This window comes from Pseudomonas sp. B21-028 (assembly GCF_024749045.1).
Classification (GTDB): domain Bacteria; phylum Pseudomonadota; class Gammaproteobacteria; order Pseudomonadales; family Pseudomonadaceae; genus Aquipseudomonas.
Window position 1 is genome coordinate 4,400,624 of the sequence record NZ_CP087184.1, and the last position, 20,123, is coordinate 4,420,746.

The following is a 20,123-nucleotide window of genomic DNA, read 5'->3' on the forward strand; positions in this document are numbered from 1 at the left end:
TCAGGCCGTGGCGCTTTGCAGAACCTGGGGATTGGGGTGAAAGAACACGTGTTCGCGGATCGGTCCTACCGCAATCTCACCGATTTCCTCATACCCCTGGCGCTTATAGAACTCCAGGTACCGCGGGTTGCCGGTGTCCAGTACCACACCCTCGGAATGCTCATCCACCGCGCACCAGTTGTGCACCGCCTGGAGCAACTGCTCGCCGAAGTGTTTGCCTTGGAATTGCGGATGCACCCCCAGCAACGGCAATACATGGACCGCATCCGACGGCAGGCAGCCCGTCACCGCCGCGTGGTATTCCAAGTAGCGCCGGGTGCAGCGAAAACCGGTACTCAACACCATGCGCAGGCGCCAGGCCCAGCTTTCGGTGATACCCAGGCGGCGTTGGGGGGGAGCGATCAGGGCGATGCCGATCAGCCGGTCGTTGACCAACAGGCCGATGGCAGGCAACTCCTGGAGAAAATGCTGCTTGACCAACTCCCGCACGGTCGCCCTCACCCGCTGCTCATAACCCGGGCGCTCGGACTCTAACAGGTAGCTGAACGTCGGCTCATGGCGATAGGCCTGGTACAGCAATGAACGGGCTTCGCGGGAATAGCCGCTGTCGAGCATGTGGATATCGGCGATGGCGGTAGCGGTTTCAGGCATGTTGGGAAATCTCCTGGGCGGGCTTGGTGAGGCCTGGGCGGGGGCTTTGTGGGAGCAAGGCTGCGGCTAAAGAACCCTCGCCTCAGGACATTAGCAGTGCATTTGTCCTACTGCCACGCTGGCTCCTCTCCGACATGTCAGCTAGCATCGCAGTTTTGCCAGGACAGCCGACCATGAAGATCGTCTCCTTCAACATCAACGGGCTGCGCGCCCGCCCCCATCAGCTGGCGGCGCTGATCGAGAAGCATCAGCCGGACGTGATCGGCCTGCAGGAAACCAAGGTCCACGACGAACAATTCCCCCTGGCCGAAGTGCAAGCCCTGGGTTACCACGTGCATTACCACGGGCAAAAAGGCCATTACGGCGTCGCCCTGCTCTCCCGCCAGGCGCCGCTGAGCCTGTACAAAGGCTTTGAGAGCGACGATGAAGACGCCCAGCGGCGCTTTATCTGGGGCACGTTCGCCGATGCCAATGGCATGCCGGTCACCATCATGAACGGCTATTTCCCACAAGGTGAAAGCCGCGATCATCCGACCAAGTTCCCGGCCAAGGAACGTTTCTACAGCGATTTGCAGCTACTGCTGGAAAGCCGCTTCAGCAACGACCAGCCCGTGGTGGTGATGGGTGATGTGAACATTTCCCCGGAAGACTGCGACATCGGCATTGGCCCGGACAACATGAAGCGCTGGCTGAAAACCGGAAAATGCAGCTTCCTGCCGGAAGAACGCGAATGGATGGCCCGCCTGAAGAACTGGGGCCTGGTAGACAGCTTCCGCCACCTGAACCCGGACGTCACCGACCGCTTCAGCTGGTTCGACTACCGCAGCCGCGGCTTCGAGGACGAGCCCAAGCGTGGCCTACGCATCGACTTGATCCTGACCTCCCACGGCCTGCTGCCGCGGGTCAAGGATGCCGGCGTGGACTATGAACTGCGGGGCATGGAAAAACCGTCGGACCATGCGCCGATCTGGCTGCAATTGAGCTGATCCCAAGACCTGTACTACCCCCTGTGGCGAGGGGATTTATCCCCGCTGGGGTGCGAAGCAGCCCTAAATCCGGTCACTCGGTGTATCAGGTCCAATTGAGTCGCTGTTGTTAGGGCTGCTGCGCAGCCCAGCGGGGATAAATCCCCTCGCCACAAAAGCCATGTGTTTACTGGGTTCGTTTCGGTGTAGGCCGCAACTACATCGCCTTGCGCCATTGCCTACAACTACGCCAGAATCCGCCGGCTTGTGCGCCTTGGGGCCTGGCTTTATCGTTTTCCGGTCGCTGACGAATCAGCGATCGGGTTTGGTAGCCCGGTTTTCCTGGCGCATTGTGCAACCGGATGCAGGGGACGTTTTTGTCTTCTATTTGATGGTGGTCATGCGTAGGGCGTCCTCGGACGCGCCGGGTGCCAGGTAACCGGTCTACCAACCTTCGTATGGCCGCCACCCTTCGTTTGGTAGCGAGAGAGTGATGGCTCCAATTTAATTACCTGGAGCTTCAACCATGTTCAAAGTAACCCCGAACCCACCAGACACCGACCCCAACGCCTCGGAACTCGACAAAGCCGCCAAGCGCGCCCTCGACTTCTATCTCAAGCCCCATCCCACCGAAGCCAAGACCGATCCAGGCCAACTCTTCACCGTGGTCAACGGCGTCGACACCGAGTGCCTGCTCGCCAACCTCAGCGAAACCCTGTCCTCGGCCAATGCCATGGTCAGCGACCTGGCGTTCGAGCTGGACGGCTCCCGGCGGCATGTGGCGCTGGGTATCCAGCAATTGATCGAGCTGGGTGGATTGCTGGCGAACCGGGCGCTGGATAACGTCGAACCGCGCTAGCCGATTCCACACACTCCTTTGTGGCGAGGGGATTTTGTGGGAGCAAGGCTTGCCCGCGATACAGGCGCTCGGTTCCCCGGTCAATCGCGTGAGCTTCATCGCGGGCAAGCCTTGCTCCCACAGGATTCCTCGCCACAGGGGGTATGCCTTAACCCACAGGGATTGCCCTTTACAGGATTTTGCACTGGGCCTGATGGCTACCGTCCCGCCAACTCCATGATCATCCGCGACAGCAGATAAACCCGGGGCACGACGCTTTCCACTTCCGCGTATTCCTCGGGCGTATGGATGTTGCCGCCGACGATCCCGAAACCGTCCAGCGTCGGCGTGCCGACCCCGGCCGACAGGCTGGCGTCCGCCGCACCGCCGCTGCCCTCTTCGGTGAGTTTGCGCCCCAGTTCGCCATAGATGCCTTGGGCCATGGCCATCAGGCGATCCGATTCCGCCGTCTGCGGCATCGGCGGCAGGCCGCGTTTCAGGCTGGTGGTGACGTCGGTGTCGGCGATCAGTTTGTCCTGGGACACCCGGGCCAGGTCTTTTTCGATACGGTCGAACTCTTCCGGCACCGCGGCCCGCACGTCGGCCTTGGCAGTGGCCTTGTCGGGAATCACGTTGGTGCGGTCGCCCGCGTTGAGCACCGTGAAGTTGATGGTGGTTTTCTTGTCCGCGTCGCCGAGCTTGCCGAGCTGAAGGATCTGGTGCGCCGCTTCCATCGCCGCATTGCGCCCCAGTTCCGGCGCCACACCGGCGTGGGACGCCTTGCCCTTGACCTCTACCAGCGCCGTCGCACTGCCCTTGCGCCACACGACCAGGCCATCGGCCGCACGACCCGGTTCCAGGTTGAGGGTCACGTCATGGGCCTTGGCGGTTTTCTTGATCAGGTCGGTGGCGACGTCCGAGCCGGTTTCTTCGCTGGCGTCGAGCAGGAAGGTGATCTGCGCATAATTCTTGAAGTCCAGGTTCTTGAGCACCTTCAACGCATAGATGCCGGCGACGATGCCACCCTTGTCGTCCATCACGCCAGGCCCGTAGGCGCGGCCGTCCTTGATATGGAACGGACGCTCGGCAGCCGAGCCTTCCTTGAACACCGTGTCCATGTGGGCCATCAGCAGGATCTTCGCTTTCCCAGTGCCCTTGAGGGTCGCCAGGATGTGCTGGCTGCCATCGGAGTTCGGCACCTTTTCAACGGTGGCGCCCAATTTCTTTAACTCGTCGATGGCAATGTCGCCGACCTGGGTCAGCCCCGGCACATACCCGGAGCCGGAGTCGATGTTCACCAGTTTTTCGAGCAGCTTCAGAGCCTCGCCCTTGTACTGTTCGGCACCGGCGAGGACCTGCTGATTGGGCTGTGCGAAAGCGACGGGAGCCAAGGCGCCGAGGGCCAGGCTCAGGCCGAGACTCACGGCCAGACGGGAGCGCAGAGGGGTAATCATCATGATTTCATCCTTGTTCCGTAAAGAAAGATTGCACGGGCACCCTACCCGAGCCAACGGACAGCCGCTACCCGAAGTCGGGGGATTTAATTCCGGTAGTCCTCTTCAGATTTGGCTATACATGACAAGGGGTAGCAGTAAACAAGCACCGTCTGCCCCATCGGCCCAGGCTGGCCAAACACATTCCGTCGGTCATGGAGAGAAGGCATGCTGTTGTGGGTGATCCTCGCTGTATTCATTGTCTGGAGCTGGCTGACCTATCCGAGCATCGGCCAGGTGCTGTTCGACCTGAGCATGGCTGTGGAGACGCGTCTTTCCCGGCTGCACAAGATCACCGTGCCCATCAGCGAAATGACGGTATCGACCCTGCAAGGCGGGCCTTACGAAGCGTCCGGCTGCATCCTGATGCTGCATGGCTACAGTGCCGACAAGAACCTCTGGCTGCGGTTCGCCCGGCCCTTCGTCCGTGACTACCGGGTGCTGATTCCCGACCTGCCCGGCCATGGTGAAACCGGCTTCAAGGCCGGCGGTGGCTATGACATTCCGACCCAGGCCCGGCGGATAATCGAGTTGCTCGACGTCTGTGGCCTGGACAAGGTCCATGTAATCGGCAACTCCATGGGCGGTTACCTGGCCGCCTGGCTGGCAGCCACGTCGCCTGAGCGGGTGCTGACCCTGGCGCTGCTCAATCCGGCCGGCGTGACATCGCCGGAGCCCAGCGACATGGACCGCCGGGTGGCCGCTGGCCGGAACCCTTCCCTCATGCGCTCGCGCAGTGATTTTCCACCGTTCTATGCGATGACCATGGACTCACCGCCCTGGGTGCCCAAGGTGGTGTTGGCGGCGGTGGCCGATAAATATGTCAGGTGCCGGGAAGAACTGGCGGAGATCTATACCGACTTCAACGCCAGCCCGCCGATGGAGCCGCGCCTGTCCGACATCCGCGCCCCGTCGCTGCTGCTCTGGGGCCACCAGGACCGGATGATCGACGTCAGTTGCGTGCCGCTGTGGAGCAAGGGCATCGCCGATTTGCGGGTGGAAATCTGGGACGGGCTCGGTCACTTGCCGCCGATTGAAAAACCGGAACGGACGGCGGCGCTGTACCGGGGGTTCCTCAAGGGGTTGGGACAGTGAAGGAGCTGGGGATCAGTCCCTGACAGAATGAAGTCCTGAAGATTCTTCGTTTGCGGGGGCTGGAGAAGGCTGCGATCTTTCGTTCCACTTTCATCCCCAATTCCCACAGTCCGAACCAGGAATTCTCATCATGAGCTTCGTCAGTCCCGACCTGATCCGCCAACGCTTCTCCAGGGCGATGTCCGACATGTACCGCGACGAAGTCCCCCTGTATGGCGCGCTGATGAACCTGGTGGAACAGACCAATGCCCGGGTGCTGGTCAACGATCCACAACTGGCCGAGCACCTGAGCAGCACCGGCGAACGCGAGCGCCTGGACCTCGAACGCCACGGCGCGATCCGCGTCGGCACTGCTGCGGAACTGGCAACCCTGAGCCGGCTGTTCGCCGTCATGGGCATGCAGCCGGTGGGCTACTACGACCTCACGCCCGCCGGGGTACCGGTGCATTCCACGGCCTTTCGCGCCGTGCACGAAAGCGCCTTGCAGGTCAGCCCGTTCCGGGTGTTTACCTCGTTACTGCGCCTGGAACTGATCGACAACACCGAGCTTCGGGCGTTTGCCGAGTCGGTGCTGGCCAAACGGCAGATCTTTACGCCCAAGGCTCTTGAACTCATCGACCTCGCTGAACGCCAGGGCGGCCTGACGCAAGCCCAGGCCGACGACTTCGTCCTGCAAGCCCTGGAAACGTTTCGCTGGCACCACAGCGCCACCGTCACCGCCGAGCAATACCGTCAACTCAGCGCCCAGCACCGCCTGATCGCTGACGTGGTGGCCTTCAAAGGCCCGCACATCAATCACCTGACGCCGCGCACCCTGGACATTGACATTGTCCAGGCGCAGATGCCCGTGCATGGCATCACGCCCAAGGCGGTGATCGAAGGCCCGCCCCGCCGCCAGTGCCCGATCCTGCTGCGCCAGACCAGTTTCAAGGCACTCGACGAGACCGTCGCGTTCATCGACCAGCCCCACGCCCAAGGCAGCCACAGCGCCCGCTTTGGTGAAATCGAACAACGGGGCGCGGCCCTCACGCCCAAGGGGCGCGCGCTCTACGATCAGTTGCTGAACGCGGCTCGGGATGCCTTGGGGGAATTTCCCAACGAGGCCAATGCCACGCGCTACAACACGCTGATGGCCGAACACTTTGCCTCGTTCCCGGACAGCCACGATGAGTTGCGCCGGCAGGCATTGGCGTACTTCCGCTATTTCGTGACACAAAAGGGCCTGGCCGCCAAAGGTACACTCGAGCCATCGACGTCGCTGGAGCACCTGGTAGAACAGCATTACTTACGCGCCGAACCGCTGGTGTATGAAGATTTCCTGCCGGTCAGCGCCGCCGGTATCTTCCAGTCGAACCTCGGCGATGACGCCCAGAGCCGTTACGCCGGACAGTCCAATCGCCAGGCCTTCGAAACGGCGTTGGGACGAACGACCATCGATGAGCTGGGGCTGTACGCCGAGACGCAGCAGCGCTCCATTGATGAGTGCAGGATGGCGTTGGGTTTGTAGGGTGCCCGCTCCTCTGCCTGCCTGGAAAGATTCCGTGCTGTGGACTGATTGTGGCGAGGGGATTTATCCCCGCTGGGCTGCGGAGCAGCCCTAATATAGTCAACACAATCTGTCTGATGCGCCGAGATATCAGGATTGAGGGCCGCTTCGCAGCCCAGCGGGGATAAATCCCCTCGCCACAAGAGTTGTATTTCGCTTTTACTTCTCTGAGCTGACTAGCATCAGGCTGCTTCGCAGGCCGGCGGGAGTGTTACTGCTACAAGATCGGGACTGGCAAAAAATGCCCACCGGCTTTCGCCATGAAACCCATCAATCGGGTCGTTCTGTCCGTTCTCAAAGGCTCGCAACCGTTGCGCAAAAAACTGCACGGCACTGCGCAGGCCGTTGCGCACATCCTGTCCAGATGGCCGGACAAAGACTCGACAGTTTTTCTATAAAAATAATTAACCAATTGAAATAAAAGCATTTTTTAAAAAATGGCACAGCTCTTGATAACTCCTCCGGCACCTCGGGAGATCCCTTCCCAGGTCCTTTAGTTATCCAGCAAGGAGAGCATCCATTGGCTACCCCCGCGTACATGTCCATCGAAGGCACCAAACAAGGTCTGATCACCGCCGGCGCGTTTACCGCCGACTCGGTGGGCAACACCTATCAGGAAGGTCATGAAGACCAGGTCATGGTGCAGGGCTTCCAGCATCAGGTCATCATCCCGCGCGATCCACAGTCCGGCCAGCCAACTGGCCAGCGCGTGCATAAACCACTGATCATCACCAAGGTCTTCGACAAGGCTTCGCCGTTGTTGCTGGCAGCCCTGACCTGCGGTGAACGACTGACCAAGGTTGAAATCCAGTGGTACCGCACTTCTGCCGCCGGCACCCAGGAGCATTACTACACCACTACATTGGAAGACGCGATTATCGTCGATATCAAGGACTACATGCTCAACTGTCAGGACCCGGCGAACACGCACTTCACCCATCTGGAAGATGTGCACTTCACTTATCGCAAGATTACCTGGACTCACGAAGTCAGCGGAACGTCGGGCTCCGATGACTGGCGCTCGCCGGTTTCCGGTTAATACCGGGACAGTCATTCAGGCAACGGCCGGCGTTGCCGGTCGATGTACATGAATAAGAGGAGTTGTTTCAGACGGTGTTCGCCCAGTGCGACGGCCTCGGCATTCCATGCACTGGTAAAGAGCCAGACACTGGGCGAACGGGCTCAATAATAGTGGAACTTTTGAGCCATGTCCGCCTCGCTGTTGTAAATAGTTATTCACTATTGAGTTATTTTTAATTATTGACAGCCAATTCACACTTCATTCATTTGATCGTTTGACTGAGTTTCAGAACTTGGATCCCATCAATACAATCTGTTAGATGAATGCAACACCTCAGTTCAACAAATCCATTCAACCATGTAACGCGTTACATACGCCTGACAAGTTATACGTCGCCGTTTTTATTGGAGCGAGATGACGGACTTGCGTGATGGCGCCCGGTTTTTTGCGCATCGGTCTCTCCCGTCCCGGGATTACCCTCCTGCTGCTTACGCTTGGCCGGGTCGTTCGGGCGCAGGGCATCGTTATCGCGCTCGACTTCGCCGGGCAGCGCCGGTTCATCGGGATTCCGTGTGGCGTGGTCGGGATGGTTCTTCATGGCTGCTCCTGGGGTATTCGGGCTCGCAGATCAGGCATCGGGGTCGGCGACTTCCTCAGCGACGTTGGCATCCGGGGAGCGCTGGTGGAGCTGTTCGGCCCGGGCCTTGAGCTCCTGCCACTGCGCCAGGTCGATAGCCCCTTGGCCGAACAGGTCGTTGGCCACCTGCATCAACTCGCTGAAATGAACATCGGGCGACTGCTGCCAGTAGGCCTTGTCGTCGAACAGTCGCTGCCAATCGGCCAGCGACGGGGGTTTGAGGTCATCGCTCATGACGGGCTCCTATCAGGCCTTGTCCGGGCATTCATAACGTATGAGGGAGCCGCTCCCCGGGAGTTCCGACGAGTCTCAATAACCGGTCATTTCCAGGTAGCCGCTGCCGCCATGACTGCCGCTCACCTGCACCGGGCCTTCCCAATAGGGGATGCGCAGGGCCATCCAGGCGTCAGGGTTCAGGGCACGGGTGTTGATCTCGAGCTGCTTGCCGGGGATTCTGATGGACCAGCGCACCGGCATCGAGCGTCCGGCGACCTGGGCCGTGTCCACAGGCACCAGCTCGATGTCCGCGGCATGCAGGGGCTGCGCCTGGCCCCGGGCATCGATCCAGGTGCCGGTGAGATACGGCGCCCCGTCCTTGTGGCGCATGCGGTAGAGCATCACGTGCTCGCCACTGTCCAGGTGCAGGGAGAACCAGTCCCATCCGGTCTGGTTGGCGGTCAGCGGCTGGCTGCTCCATTCGCGATCGAGCCAGGCCGGGCCACTGACCGTATAGCGCTGACCGTCGATTTCCAGCTGACCACTGGCCTGGAAGAACGGTTGGCTGTAGTAGTACGACGCCTGCCCCTGTTCGGATTTCTGGCTGAAGCCCTTGTCGCCCTGCAACACCAGCGGACGGGTCGACGTGAGTCGCAGCTCATAGCGAAAGTGTGGGTCGCGGGCCTTCAGCTGCATGTCGGTCAAGGGGTCGGTGCCGCTCGCTTGGGTCGCGAATTGCCAATCGTCGATCCAGGCCTCGAAGGGCACCGTCCGCACCCCGGCCTGCCCCACCCCGCCCCGTGCGTAGCGCTCGGCGGCATGATGGACCGTCGCGGACGTGACCGCGGCGTGGCCGAGCCAGATCGTTTGGTTGCGCCAGCCCTCCGCTTGGGGGCCGGCGCTCAAGGCACTGCGAAACAGTGTCCATTGCACACCGAATTCACGCCCTTCGGCATCCTTGAGATTGGCGGTGACGTACCACCATTCGATGCGATAGCCCTGATGAGCGCCGTGATCCGCCGGAAAGTCGAACACCCGCCCTGGCACGACCGGGGTGAAGGCGACGGCCTCGCCACCCAGACCGGCGAAGCCTTTTTGGGTTTCAGGCGGGCGGTCACAACCGCTGAGCAGCGCCAACAGCAGCAGGCCGATCCTGACTTTCATGAACGATCCTCCTGGGAAAAGCGCCTGAGCAGATCCGCAGGCTGGGTACGGTACAAGGCGTACAGCGGCCAAGCGGACGCCAGCAACGTGGCGAACATCGCCAACGCGAGCAGTTGCGCCAGTTGCACCGGGAACACCCGCAACGGCAAACGCCAACCGAACGCCTGCACATTGATCACCGCATCCAGGCACCAGGCCAGGGCAATGCCCAGCGGCACGGCGAGCACCAGAGTCAGCAGCGACAGCAGCCAGGTCTGGCCGAGGTTGAGCAGCATCAGTTGCCGGCGCGTCACGCCCAGCGCCCATAGCGGCGCTAACTGGCCGAGACGACTCTGGCTCTGGGTCAGCAAGCTGATGAACAACGCCACGCCAGCCACGGCCAGCGTCAGACCGTTCAGTGCGGCGGTGGCGGCAAAGGTGCGTTCGAACACCTGGGTCGACCAGCCCTTGAGCCGGGCCTGATCGACAATCCGGCTGTCGTCCAGGTCGAATCGGCTTTGCAACGCCGCCAGCAGCGCCGGCATGGCGGACGGCTCGATCCGCAGATTGAAGCGATACGGCGTCAGTTCCGGCCAGTGGGCGAGCAGGTGGTCGGCATTGACTAGCACATGGCCCTTGGGATTGCCGTAGTCGGCATAGATCCCGACGATACGCGGCGTCCATGGCCCCTGCGGGGTCGGCAGGGTCAGTTGATCGCCAACCCGGACCTTGAGGCGCCGGGCCAACTGTTCGCTGAGCATCAGCGTGTCGGCGGCGGCCAGTTGCTCCCAAGATCCGTCGGCGGATTCCAGCAGCGGCCAATGCTGGCGATAGAGGGGGTGGTCGATGATGCCGAAAACGTCCGTCGGCCAGCCCTGCAACGGCACCGAGACCTGCCAGTTGGGCAGTATGGCGGTTACGGTCGGTTGCTGTTTGAGCCAGGCGTGCAGTTCGCCGGCCTGGGCCGGGGCCTGCGGGCTGACGTACAGTTCCGCGGTCAGGCGTTGTTCGAGCCAGTGGGTGAAGGTCTGGCGGAAACCGGCGGTCATGCTGCCGGCACCGATGTTCGCCGCCAATGCCAGCAGCAAGGCCATCAACGCCAGGCTCAACGTCGGCAATTGCTGGCGGCAGTCGGCGAGAAACCATTGCCCGAGCACTGAACGGCTGCGACGCAGCAGCAGGTTTAGCGCACGATTGAGCAACACCGGCAAGGCCAGCGCCGCGCCCAGCAGCAAGGCGGTCATCAGGACAAAACCGCTGGCCAGGCTGTCGCCCAGGAACAGCGCAAACACGGCAATCAGCGCCGCCAATGTCGCCACCCAGCCCTGACGGCGCAGCCAGCGTGCGTGGGCCTGATGCCAGGCCTGGGGATTGGCCAGCGCCAGCAATGGCAAGCGCGCCGCCCGCAGCAAACTGTCGGCGCCAGCCAGCAGCGCGCCGAGCAGGCTCAGGCCAACGCCGCTCAGCCACCACCACGGGCTGAGATTCAGATGCCCGGGCACCTCGGCGCCATACAACCCTCGCAGGCTCGCCGCGACATCCGGCAACAGCAGGCTCGCCAGCCAGTAGCCGCTCAGGACCCCGGCAATGCCGCCCAACAAAGCCAGTGTCCCCAGCTCGATAGCCAGGCTGATGACCAGCGTCCGGGCACTGACGCCGCACGCCCGCAGGGTTCGCAGCAGGCTGCGGCGTTGCTCCAGGGCCAGGCCGATCGCCGCGTGAACAATGAACAACCCCACCACAAACGACAGGAAGCCCAAAGCGTCGAGGTTCAGGTGAAAGCTTTCGGTCAGGCGCGACAGGTTGTTTTCTTCATCGGCGCGCTTGAACTGCAACCGACCGTTGAACGCTTCCGGCAGCGCCGCGTTGAACGTGGCAGGCAGCAGCAATCGCGACAACCGTTGCGGCTGCCCGAGCACTTGCTGGGCGAAACCGATGTCCATCAGCAGCATGCCGGGCGCCATGTCCGTCTGGGTGTGCAAGGGCGGCAAGGCGTATCCATCGACGGTCAGGGGCCGGTCGCCCTCGCCCAGTCCCAGGGCTTGCAGGGTTTGCGGGGCGATCCAGGTGCGGCCGGGTTCCGTGAAAAACGCCACCACCTCGCTCATCTCCCGCACCTGCCCCGCCAGCGCCGCACCAGCGGGCAGCGACACCGGTTCGATGCCCATCAGTTGCAGGCGCTGGTCCTCATGCCCCTTGAGCGTCACCCTCGCCTGCAACACCGGCGACACCGGCCAACCCTGGCGACGCAGCTCGACAAACCATTGTTGCGGGAAGGTGCCGCCACCGGGCGCACTGAGGCTGGCCTGGGGTTCGCCGCCAATGAGCCGGCTGGCCCGGGCGTAGCTGTCCCGGGCCTGACTGTTCAAGGCTTGTACGCCGGTCAGCAGACTGGTGGCGAGCCAGAGCCCGGTCAGCACACTGAAAAACTGCACCGGGTGCAGGCGCCAATGGCTGAGCAGGGCCTTGAGGGTTTGGCGGAAAATCATCACCCCTGAGCCACCTGCGCCAGCCGCCCGCCATGCAACACCACGCGTTCAGCCAAACGGGCCGCCACCCGCGAACTGTGGGTGACCATCAGCAGGCTGGTGGAGCTGCCGTCCAACAGTTCCAGCAGCAAGTGCAGCACTTCATCGCTGGTGGCTTCGTCGAGGCTGCCGGTGGGTTCGTCGGCCAGCAGCAAAGGCGGACGCGAAGCCAGCGCCCGGCCCAGGGCAACCCGTTGCTGTTGGCCGCCGGAAAGCTGTTCGGGATAACGTCGCAGCAATTCCCCCAGACCGAGTCGTTGTATCAGATGGGTCTGCCAGGCAAGGTCATGGCGCCCACACAATCGCGCCTGGAACGCCAGGTTGTCTTCGACCGACAGGCTGCTGATGAGATTGAACTGCTGGAACACCAGGCCGATTTCCGTTCGCCGCCAACTCGCCAACTGGCTTTCGCTCATGCCGTCGAGCCGGTACCCGCCACTGCGGATGCTCCCGCGATCGACCTTGTCCAACCCGGCGACCAGATGCAGCAAGGTGCTTTTGCCGCTGCCGGACTCTCCCATCAACGCCAGGCTGCTGCCCGGCGCCAACGTCAGATCGACTCCTTGCAGCACCGGCAACGGGCCCTGAGGGGTCACGTAGCTTTTGAACACATCGCGGACTTCAAGCATGGAAAAGGCTCGGATGAGACACGGTGAGGCTCAGCATAACGGAGTTGAGTGCCGCAATCAGTCCATGCACGCCGTTGACATCGACCCTCCCTGCAAACTGAACCACCGCTATCGCGAGCAGGCTCGCTCCCACAGGGAATTAGCGGTGAGCAGGGATAATGTGTTCACCCCGGGCCGGGGTGGGAGCGAGCCTGCTCGCGATGGCGGCAGCACATTCGACACAGATGCAAGCTGACCCACCGCTTTCGCGAGCAAGCCCGCTCCCACAGGGGATTGGCGGTGGGCATGGGTGGTATGTTCATTCCGGATCTGGGTGGGAGCGAGCCTGCTCGCGATGGCGGCAGCACCGTCAACATCGATGCAAGCTGAACCACTACCTATCGGGCAGTTCAGTGCCCCACCGCCATCTCGGCCTGGGTCGATTGCGGGGTCACGATGCTGTTCAGGTCAATGTGTTTCCAGGCCGGTTTGGCGCCCAGGCGTGCATTGAAGCGGTAGTTGAAAGTGAAGTCGTCTTCGGTCGGTTGGTCCAGGGATTTCCCATAGAGGGTTTCGACTCCAGCACGGTCATAGCCCATCAGCCGCAACAGCGTCGGAAAGATGTTGTAGTGGCTGGAACGGTCCTTGTTGCGGGCCCAGGCCTCGCGCCAATCGAGGGTCTGCAGGTGGCTCCCCTGGATCACCACCAACGGCACCAGCCCCTCCTCCTCCACCGGGTCTCCGCCGCAATGGGTGTTGAGCCCCGGGTTGCCGCGTTCATGCAGGTCCTGGCCGTGGTCGGAGGTGTAGATCAGCACGGCATTGGCCAAGGCCGCCTGGTTGAAGATCCGTCGGAAAAACTCACCGACATTCCACAACAGCGTGTTCTGGTACGCGTTGCGGTAAAGCACCCAGTCATCCTTCTGGCCATTGAAACCGTCACGCCGGCCGGTGTCGGCCACGTCCTGATACTGCCCTCGCGGCAAGGCGGGGCGATAGCTCATGAAATCGTCGGGGTACTTGTCGTGCACCGGAAAATGCGCGCCGACCTTGTTGATGACCACCAGCTCCGGTTGTCCATCGCCCAACAGCTCGATCAACTTGTCCGCCGCCGCCATGTCGCGGTCGCGCACGCTGGTCTGGTCGAATTGGACAAACACATCGATGTCCTTTTTCTCCAGATCGGTCATCAGATTCTGCAGGTTGCCCCCCGTGCGCTGGGCGTCGATGTAGACGGTGCGCAAGCCCGCGCCCTTGGCGTACTGCCAGATCGAAGGCTCGGTGCTGTTGATGCGCATGTAGTCAGCGCGGGTTCCACCATAGCGCAGGGTGACGTTGGTGTCGGCGCTGCAATTGGCAATGGACGCCGCGTAGCCGAAATTGAAAATTTCCACCCCCGACGGCGGTGTCTTGAGCCCGGTGTGCACACCCGACGGCGTGTTGATATCCAGGTAGTTGCCGGAGATGCTTTCATCGATGATCAATACGATGTCATGCCCAATCGGCGGCGTTTGCCGCACCAGCCGTACCGGTTCCCGGGGACCGACCGTGTTGTGCAAGGCCTCATAGGCGAACAAGTTCAAATAGGCCAGTGGTGTGTACATCACCGGTAGACCACGGGCGCCCTCGCCTGCCCGTACGAAGAGCACGCCGCTGAGCAACAGCACGCCAAGTAGCGGCGCGGCGACAGGGAGATAACCGGGCAACGCTATCCGCCGGCGAGGCTTGAGGCCGATCCCCAACAGTAGCAACAGCCCGGCAACCACCGCGCGGATGATCACCTCGTGATACTGCCAGGCCGCCTCCTGGATAAAACCACCGGAGTACACCAGCGACACGAACTGGCTGTAGGTCAGGTAACTGTCGGTCACCCGGGTGTACACCTCGAAGAACACCGCCGACGCAAACATCGCCAACGCAAACAGATGCCGCACGAGGGCCTGGCGGATATAGGCGGTCATCCACAACGCCACCACCAACGCCACGAACATCACGCCGAACAGTATCGTCGCAAAGCCAAACCCCAGCGCCGCCAGACGGTCAAGGTAATAGTCATATCCCCTGATCAGGTACAGCGCCAGCAGCAGTTCCTTGAGGTATCGGGCCATGTCGTTCTCGACGTAATCATGACATTTGCAAAATGCTCTGTTCCTGGACACTAGCAGCGGCTTTCCAAAGCGCAAGAAAGGCCATGAACAGAACCTGCGTCAAAAAAAAGTTAGCCCAAAAATGACACGAAACACCCCTAAAAAAACGAAAAATCTATGGACAAATACCGTTCATCGATTTTTTTGACGCGCTTAAAAGCCTTTAAAACCGGCAGTTTTCCAAGACTGTCAATAACTTGATATCAAAAGGCCCGGCACTTTCTAGTTTTGCCAACAGTGACAACTGTCATTTTGCTGACACGCTTTTCTGAGGCTGCGCTATACCCCCCTAAACAGTTTCATCCGGGTTACATAAAAACGATCTACGAGGCACGCCAGAATGGACGTGAGCGTATTTGGGACGGGGTATGTGGGGTTGATCCAGGCGGCAGCGTTGGCCGACGTCGGGCACCGTGTGTTGTGCGTCGACATCGACCCGAACAAGATCCGACAACTGCAGCAAGCGGTTCCCCCGATCAGCGAACCGGGGCTCTCCGGTTTGCTCGAAGACAACATCAAGGCCGGGCGCCTGTCGTTCAGTTCCCAGGCCAGCGATGCGGTCAATCATGGCGAACTCATTTTCATTGCCGTCGGCACTCCCGCCGATGAAGACGGCTCGGCGGACCTGAGCCATGTACTGGCGGTGACCCGGCAGATCGCCGACTTCATGGACAGTGATCGCACCCTGATCATCAAGTCCACCGTGCCAGTGGGCACGGCCGACAAAGTCGCTGAGTGCGCCCGCCAGGCGCTGGCCCGGCGCGGCTTGAAACGGCTGAACGTGCGGGTGGTGTCCAACCCCGAATTTCTCAAGGAAGGCAGCGCCCTGGCCGATTGCATGCGCCCGGACCGGATCATCATCGGCACCGCCGACACCCTGGCCCGCGACCAGATGAGCGAGCTCTACGCACCCTTCTGCCGCAACCACGAAAAGCTGATGTTCATGGATAACCGCAGCGCCGAACTGACCAAGTACGCCGCCAACGCCATGCTTGCCACACGCATCAGTTTCATGAACGAACTGGCTAACCTCACCGAACGACTGGGCGCCGACATCGAAGCGGTGCGCAAGGGCATCGGCTCGGACCCGCGCATCGGTTATCACTTCATTTATCCCGGCTGCGGCTTCGGCGGCTCGTGCTTTCCCAAGGACCTGCGGGCCCTGCTGCACACCGCCGAACAGAGCGGCATGCCGCTGCACCTGCTGCGCAGCGTCACCGACGTCAACGACCGCCAGCGGCACATACTGTTCGAGAAACTGACCAAGCAGTTTCCCGATGGCCTGGCCGGCAAGTCGATTGCGGTCTGGGGCCTGGCCTTCAAGCCCAATACCGACGACATGCGCGAAGCACCCAGCCGCTACCTGATGGAAGCGCTGTGGCGCGAAGGCGCCCGGGTCCAGGCCTACGACCCGGAAGCCATGTCTGAATGCCGGCGGCTCTACGGCTACCGCAAGGACCTGAACCTGTGCGCCACCCGTGACGACACCCTGGAAGACGCTGACGCCCTGGTGATCTGCACCGAATGGAAGAACTTCCGCGTGGTGGATTTCGACCTGCTGGCCAGCAAACTGCGCGCCCGGATCATCATTGACGGCCGCAACTTGTACAACCCGGAACACCTCGCTGCCGCCGGGCTGCTGTATCGCGGCATCGGGCTGCGGCACACCGTGCCGGACGGCTCGGCACCGGGGCCGCAAGCGTGAACATCCTGGTAACCGGCGCGGCCGGTTTCATCGGCGCCCACTGCGTGCAGCGACTGCTGTGCGACGGCCACCGGGTGTGCGGGCTGGACAATTTCAACGACTACTACGACCCCCGGCTCAAGCATGACCGCATCGCCTGGGTGAAGGCTCAGGCCGGTGACTTCCCCCTGGCACGGCTGGACCTGACCGACGCCAGCGCCATCGATGAACTGTTTCAGTCGTACCGCCCGGACGTGGTGATCCACCTCGCCGCACAGGCGGGGGTGCGCTATTCCCTGGAGAACCCGCGGGCCTACGTCGACAGCAACCTCACCGGGTTCCTGAACATCCTCGAGAGCTGCCGCCGTCATCCGGTCAGGCACCTGATCTACGCCTCCTCAAGCTCCGTGTACGGCGCCAACCCGCGCACGCCTTATTCCGAACAGGACAACGTCGACCATCCGCTGTCGCTGTACGCCGCCAGCAAAAAAGCCAACGAGCTGATGGCCCACAGCTACAGCCACCTGTTCGGCATCCCTTGCACCGGCCTGCGCTTTTTTACCGTGTACGGCCCTTGGGGCCGGCCGGACATGTCGCCGATTCAGTTCGCCCGGGCCATCGCCGAAGGCCGGGTGCTGCAATTGTTCAACCATGGCGAGCACCAGCGTGATTTCACCTACATCGACGACATCGTCGAAAGCATCGCCCGGCTGATCGAGCGTCCGCCCCACGTGACAGCCGCGCGGGATGTGGAACCCTCGGACCCATCCACCAGCCGCGCGCCCTGGCGCATCTACAACATCGGCGGACAGCACCCGGTGGCCCTGCGGACCTACGTCGCGCTGCTGGAAAAACACCTGGGGCTAACCGCCCGTATCGAACTGCTGCCCCTGCAACCGGGGGATGTGCTCAACACCTGCGCCGACACCAGCGACCTGGCACGGGCCACCGGCTTCCAGCCACGCATCGAACTGGACGAGGGTCTGGGCCGCTTCATTGACTGGTTCCTCGATTACTACGCGCTGCCTGCTGCCCGCCCGCCGCTCGCGGCTGAACTTGCAGACGAAACCCAGAGGAGGAGTCTATGACCCGTCATGAGCAATCCCTTCCGATCAATACCCCCTGCGACAAACGTGTCGACCCCGAACACCGCAGGCGCCTGGACGCGGCCATCCACCGGCAAGGCCGTGGCTGGCTGACCGGCCGCGACGGCGGTCGGCCGTGGACCGTCTCGCGGACCAACCGGGTAGTCGCCTGCCTCGGTGCCCTGGTCCTGTTGGTCCTGCTCTGCCCGCTGCTGCTGGGCCTGGCCGTGCTGGTCAAGCTCTCCAGCCCCGGCCCGGTGCTGTTCGTGCAGAAGCGCACCGGCTACCGCGGCCGCGTCTTCGGCATGTACAAGTTCCGCACCATGGTCGCCAATGCCGAGGCCCTCAAGGAGTCGCTGCGCCACCTCAACAAGCACGGTGCCGACGCCATCGACTTCAAGATCGACAACGACCCGCGTATCACCCCCATCGGCCGGTTCCTGCGACGCAGCAGCCTCGACGAACTGCCGAACCTGATCAATGTGGTGACCGGCGACATGCGCCTGGTGGGCCCGCGCCCAACCTCGTTCAACGCCTATCGCTACAAGGACAACCATCTTGTGCGCCTGAGCATCTACCCCGGCCTCACCGGCCTGTGGCAGATCTCCGGGCGCAGCAATATCGACTTCGACCAGCGCGTGGAACTGGACCTCAGCTACATCGCCGAGCAGAGCCTGTTGTTGGATTTGAAGATCCTGATGATCACCCCCTTCAAAGTTTTCAGCGGCCACGGAGCGAGTTAAATGGACGGTTCAACGAATATCCTGAGCATCGCAAGCCCGAGCGAGACCAACCTGACCTCGACCGTGCTCGACCCTTCCCTGCGGATCCTGCTTCTGACGTCCGCCAACACCGGCACCGGGACCAGCACCAGTGCCATGGCACTGGCCGCTCAACTGGCGCAGATGAGCAGCGGCCGCGTATTGCTGGTGGACGCCAGCCAGTCACCGCGCAACCTCAGCCAGCAACTGGGGCTGCACAAGGAGCGCGGCTTCAGCGACCTGCTGTTCAACCACCTCACCCCGCCGCTGTTGCAGGACTGCGTGGTGCAAACCTCCAGCCTGCCCTTCGACTTATTGCCCATCGGGCGCCTGGGGCGCAATGCCGAACGCTTCAATCCCGAACAGCTGCGCCATCTGTTCAGGCACCTGGCGGCGCAGTACCGCTTCGTGGTGATCGACGCCGACGCCGTGTATGCGGCCTCCGACACCCTGGTCATGAGCGCCCAGGTGGACGGCGTGGTGCTGGTGGTACGCGGTGAGGACACCCGCTGGGAGGTGGCCCAGGCCGCCCGCCAGCGCCTGGCCCAGGCCGGCGCGAAAGTGGTGGGCAGCGTGTTCAACCGGCGCAAGTACTACATGCCGAAGTGGCTCTACAACAACCTGTAAGCGTGCAGAAGGATGACGAGATGAACGCCAAGATGCTTGTCCTGCTGTTGCTGCCGCTTGCCGGCTGCTCCAGCACCAGCGATACCAGCTCGATGCCGGTGCAGATCCTTACGGCCGCGCCGGCCAACGCCCAGGCCACCGACATGCCCAAGGTCGAACAGACCCTGCGGCCCCAGGATGTGCTTGATGTGATCTTTCACATCAGCACCACCGGCTCCCAGGCCTATCGCGTGCAACCGGGCGACCAGGTGGCCCTGAACTTCACCGCCGCCAGCCAACTCAACGGCACGCAACAGGTGATGCCCGACGGCAGCATCGAACTGCCGGGCGCCAACACCTCGGTGAAAATCTCCGGCCTGACCACCGACGAGGCGCGCCTGGCGGTGCAACGGGCCTACGACCAGAAAATGCTGTTCCAGCCCAATCGCAACCAATTGACCGTAATGGTGACCAGCCCGCTGTCCGGCGAGACGAACCTGCGCAACACCTTGACTCACCCGGCCACCGGCATGAGCCGGGAAATCATCGTGGGCCGGGACGGCTACGCCAGCTTCCCGGAAATCGGCTCGGTGCCGTTGCAAGGGATGACCGTCACCCAGTTGGAGACCTTCCTCAACGAGCGCTATGCCCAGCTGCCCGGCCACATGACCGTGGACGTGCTGCTCAAGTCCACCGCCGGTAACGAGATCTATGTCCTCGGTGAAGTGGCCCAACCCGGTTCCTACCCGATCCGCCGGCCGATCTCCGTTCTCGAGGCGCTGACCCTGGCCCGGGGCACAAACGTCAAGGCAAGGCTCGACTCTGTGGTGATCATGCGTCGCAACGGCAATCAGGTTGAAGCCCGTCACTACGACGTGGAAAAGGCCCTGAGCGGAGACGCCTCGCAGATCGCCTACCTGCAACCGGAAGACATGCTGTACGTGCCCAAGACCGGTCTGGCCAAAGCCGGTGAAATGGCCCGGCAACTGGCCGATGTGGTGCTGTTCCAGGGCGTTGGGGTCAGCTTGGGCTACCGCCTCGATAGCAAAGGCGACAACAGCAGATCCAGCACCAACACTTCTGCGACAGGTAATTGATC

18 protein-coding genes are annotated in these 20,123 nt (G+C 62.1%); 10 read left to right on the plus strand and 8 right to left on the minus strand.

All coding sequences use genetic code 11. The annotated features are described in order from the left end of the window. Entirely contained in the window at positions 1-651 is a 651-nt protein-coding gene (locus tag LOY35_RS18605) for an N-acetyltransferase (RefSeq protein WP_258625562.1), read from the minus strand. 173 nt (positions 652-824) lie between these two features. Between LOY35_RS18605 and xthA the strand changes: the two genes are divergently transcribed. Further along, complete coding sequence (gene xthA / locus LOY35_RS18610) at positions 825-1,637, plus strand: exodeoxyribonuclease III (RefSeq protein ID WP_258625564.1); 813 nt, start codon at positions 825-827, stop codon at positions 1,635-1,637. 505 nt (positions 1,638-2,142) lie between these two features. After that, positions 2,143-2,475: a DUF6124 family protein gene (locus LOY35_RS18615; RefSeq protein WP_258625566.1), complete on the plus strand. Its 333-nt coding sequence runs from the start codon at positions 2,143-2,145 to the stop codon at positions 2,473-2,475. Between the two features lie 197 nt (positions 2,476-2,672). On the opposite strand, the gene LOY35_RS18620 is transcribed toward LOY35_RS18615, so the two are convergent. Then, entirely contained in the window at positions 2,673-3,911 is a 1,239-nt protein-coding gene (locus LOY35_RS18620; RefSeq protein WP_258625568.1) for a M20/M25/M40 family metallo-hydrolase, read from the minus strand. A 204-nt stretch (positions 3,912-4,115) separates the two neighbouring features. On the opposite strand from LOY35_RS18620, the gene LOY35_RS18625 reads away from it, so the two are divergent. The 3 genes from LOY35_RS18625 (at position 4,116) to LOY35_RS18635 (ending at position 7,627) form a co-directional block, all read left to right on the plus strand. Further along, positions 4,116-5,042, plus strand: a complete 927-nt coding sequence (locus LOY35_RS18625; RefSeq protein WP_258625569.1) for an alpha/beta fold hydrolase — start codon at positions 4,116-4,118, stop codon at positions 5,040-5,042. A gap of 130 nt (positions 5,043-5,172) precedes the next feature. Beyond that, a complete protein-coding gene (locus LOY35_RS18630; protein ID WP_258625571.1) occupies positions 5,173-6,549 on the plus strand; it encodes a VOC family protein in 1,377 nt (458 codons plus the stop codon). Positions 6,550-7,108: 559 nt separating this feature from the next. Beyond that, positions 7,109-7,627 carry an Hcp family type VI secretion system effector gene (locus tag LOY35_RS18635; protein ID WP_258625573.1) on the plus strand — a complete coding sequence of 173 codons (519 nt, stop codon included), beginning with the start codon at positions 7,109-7,111 and terminating at the stop codon, positions 7,625-7,627. Positions 7,628-7,994: 367 nt separating this feature from the next. Here LOY35_RS18635 and LOY35_RS18640 read toward each other — a convergent pair whose 3' ends face one another. The 6 genes from LOY35_RS18640 to LOY35_RS18665 all read right to left on the minus strand — a co-directional run bounded on the left by LOY35_RS18640 (position 7,995) and on the right by LOY35_RS18665 (position 14,849). Beyond that, on the minus strand, positions 7,995-8,207 hold the full coding sequence (locus tag LOY35_RS18640; RefSeq protein ID WP_258625575.1) for a hypothetical protein: 213 nt from the start codon (positions 8,205-8,207) through the stop codon (positions 7,995-7,997). Between the two features lie 30 nt (positions 8,208-8,237). Next, a complete protein-coding gene (locus tag LOY35_RS18645) occupies positions 8,238-8,480 on the minus strand; it encodes a hypothetical protein (protein ID WP_258625577.1) in 243 nt (80 codons plus the stop codon). Positions 8,481-8,555: 75 nt separating this feature from the next. Further along, positions 8,556-9,626, minus strand: a complete 1,071-nt coding sequence (locus LOY35_RS18650; protein WP_258625579.1) for a lipocalin-like domain-containing protein — start codon at positions 9,624-9,626, stop codon at positions 8,556-8,558. Beyond that, positions 9,623-12,097 (minus strand): ABC transporter permease, encoded by a 2,475-nt coding sequence (locus LOY35_RS18655; RefSeq protein WP_258625581.1) that lies wholly within the window; start codon positions 12,095-12,097, stop codon positions 9,623-9,625. The genes LOY35_RS18650 and LOY35_RS18655 overlap by 4 nt, the downstream gene beginning before the upstream one ends. Then, positions 12,094-12,762 carry an ABC transporter ATP-binding protein gene (locus LOY35_RS18660; RefSeq protein WP_258625583.1) on the minus strand — a complete coding sequence of 223 codons (669 nt, stop codon included), beginning with the start codon at positions 12,760-12,762 and terminating at the stop codon, positions 12,094-12,096. Before LOY35_RS18660 ends, LOY35_RS18655 begins: the two co-directional genes overlap by 4 nt. Before the next feature lie 389 nt (positions 12,763-13,151). Next, positions 13,152-14,849, minus strand: a complete 1,698-nt coding sequence (locus tag LOY35_RS18665; protein ID WP_258625585.1) for a sulfatase-like hydrolase/transferase — start codon at positions 14,847-14,849, stop codon at positions 13,152-13,154. Positions 14,850-15,228: 379 nt separating this feature from the next. Between LOY35_RS18665 and LOY35_RS18670 the strand changes: the two genes are divergently transcribed. From LOY35_RS18670 to LOY35_RS18690, 5 genes are read left to right on the plus strand one after another with little or no spacing between them, the layout of a single operon-like run. Further along, positions 15,229-16,593: a UDP-glucose/GDP-mannose dehydrogenase family protein gene (locus tag LOY35_RS18670; RefSeq protein ID WP_258625587.1), complete on the plus strand. Its 1,365-nt coding sequence runs from the start codon at positions 15,229-15,231 to the stop codon at positions 16,591-16,593. After that, entirely contained in the window at positions 16,590-17,660 is a 1,071-nt protein-coding gene (locus LOY35_RS18675) for an NAD-dependent epimerase (protein ID WP_258625589.1), read from the plus strand. The genes LOY35_RS18670 and LOY35_RS18675 overlap by 4 nt, the downstream gene beginning before the upstream one ends. After that, positions 17,657-18,400: a sugar transferase gene (locus tag LOY35_RS18680; protein WP_258625591.1), complete on the plus strand. Its 744-nt coding sequence runs from the start codon at positions 17,657-17,659 to the stop codon at positions 18,398-18,400. The genes LOY35_RS18675 and LOY35_RS18680 overlap by 4 nt, the downstream gene beginning before the upstream one ends. Next, positions 18,401-19,045: a CpsD/CapB family tyrosine-protein kinase gene (locus tag LOY35_RS18685; protein ID WP_258625593.1), complete on the plus strand. Its 645-nt coding sequence runs from the start codon at positions 18,401-18,403 to the stop codon at positions 19,043-19,045. Positions 19,046-19,065: 20 nt separating this feature from the next. Next, positions 19,066-20,121, plus strand: coding sequence for a polysaccharide biosynthesis/export family protein (locus LOY35_RS18690; RefSeq protein ID WP_258625595.1), 1,056 nt, complete (start codon positions 19,066-19,068; stop codon positions 20,119-20,121). Positions 20,122-20,123: the final 2 nt, after the last annotated feature.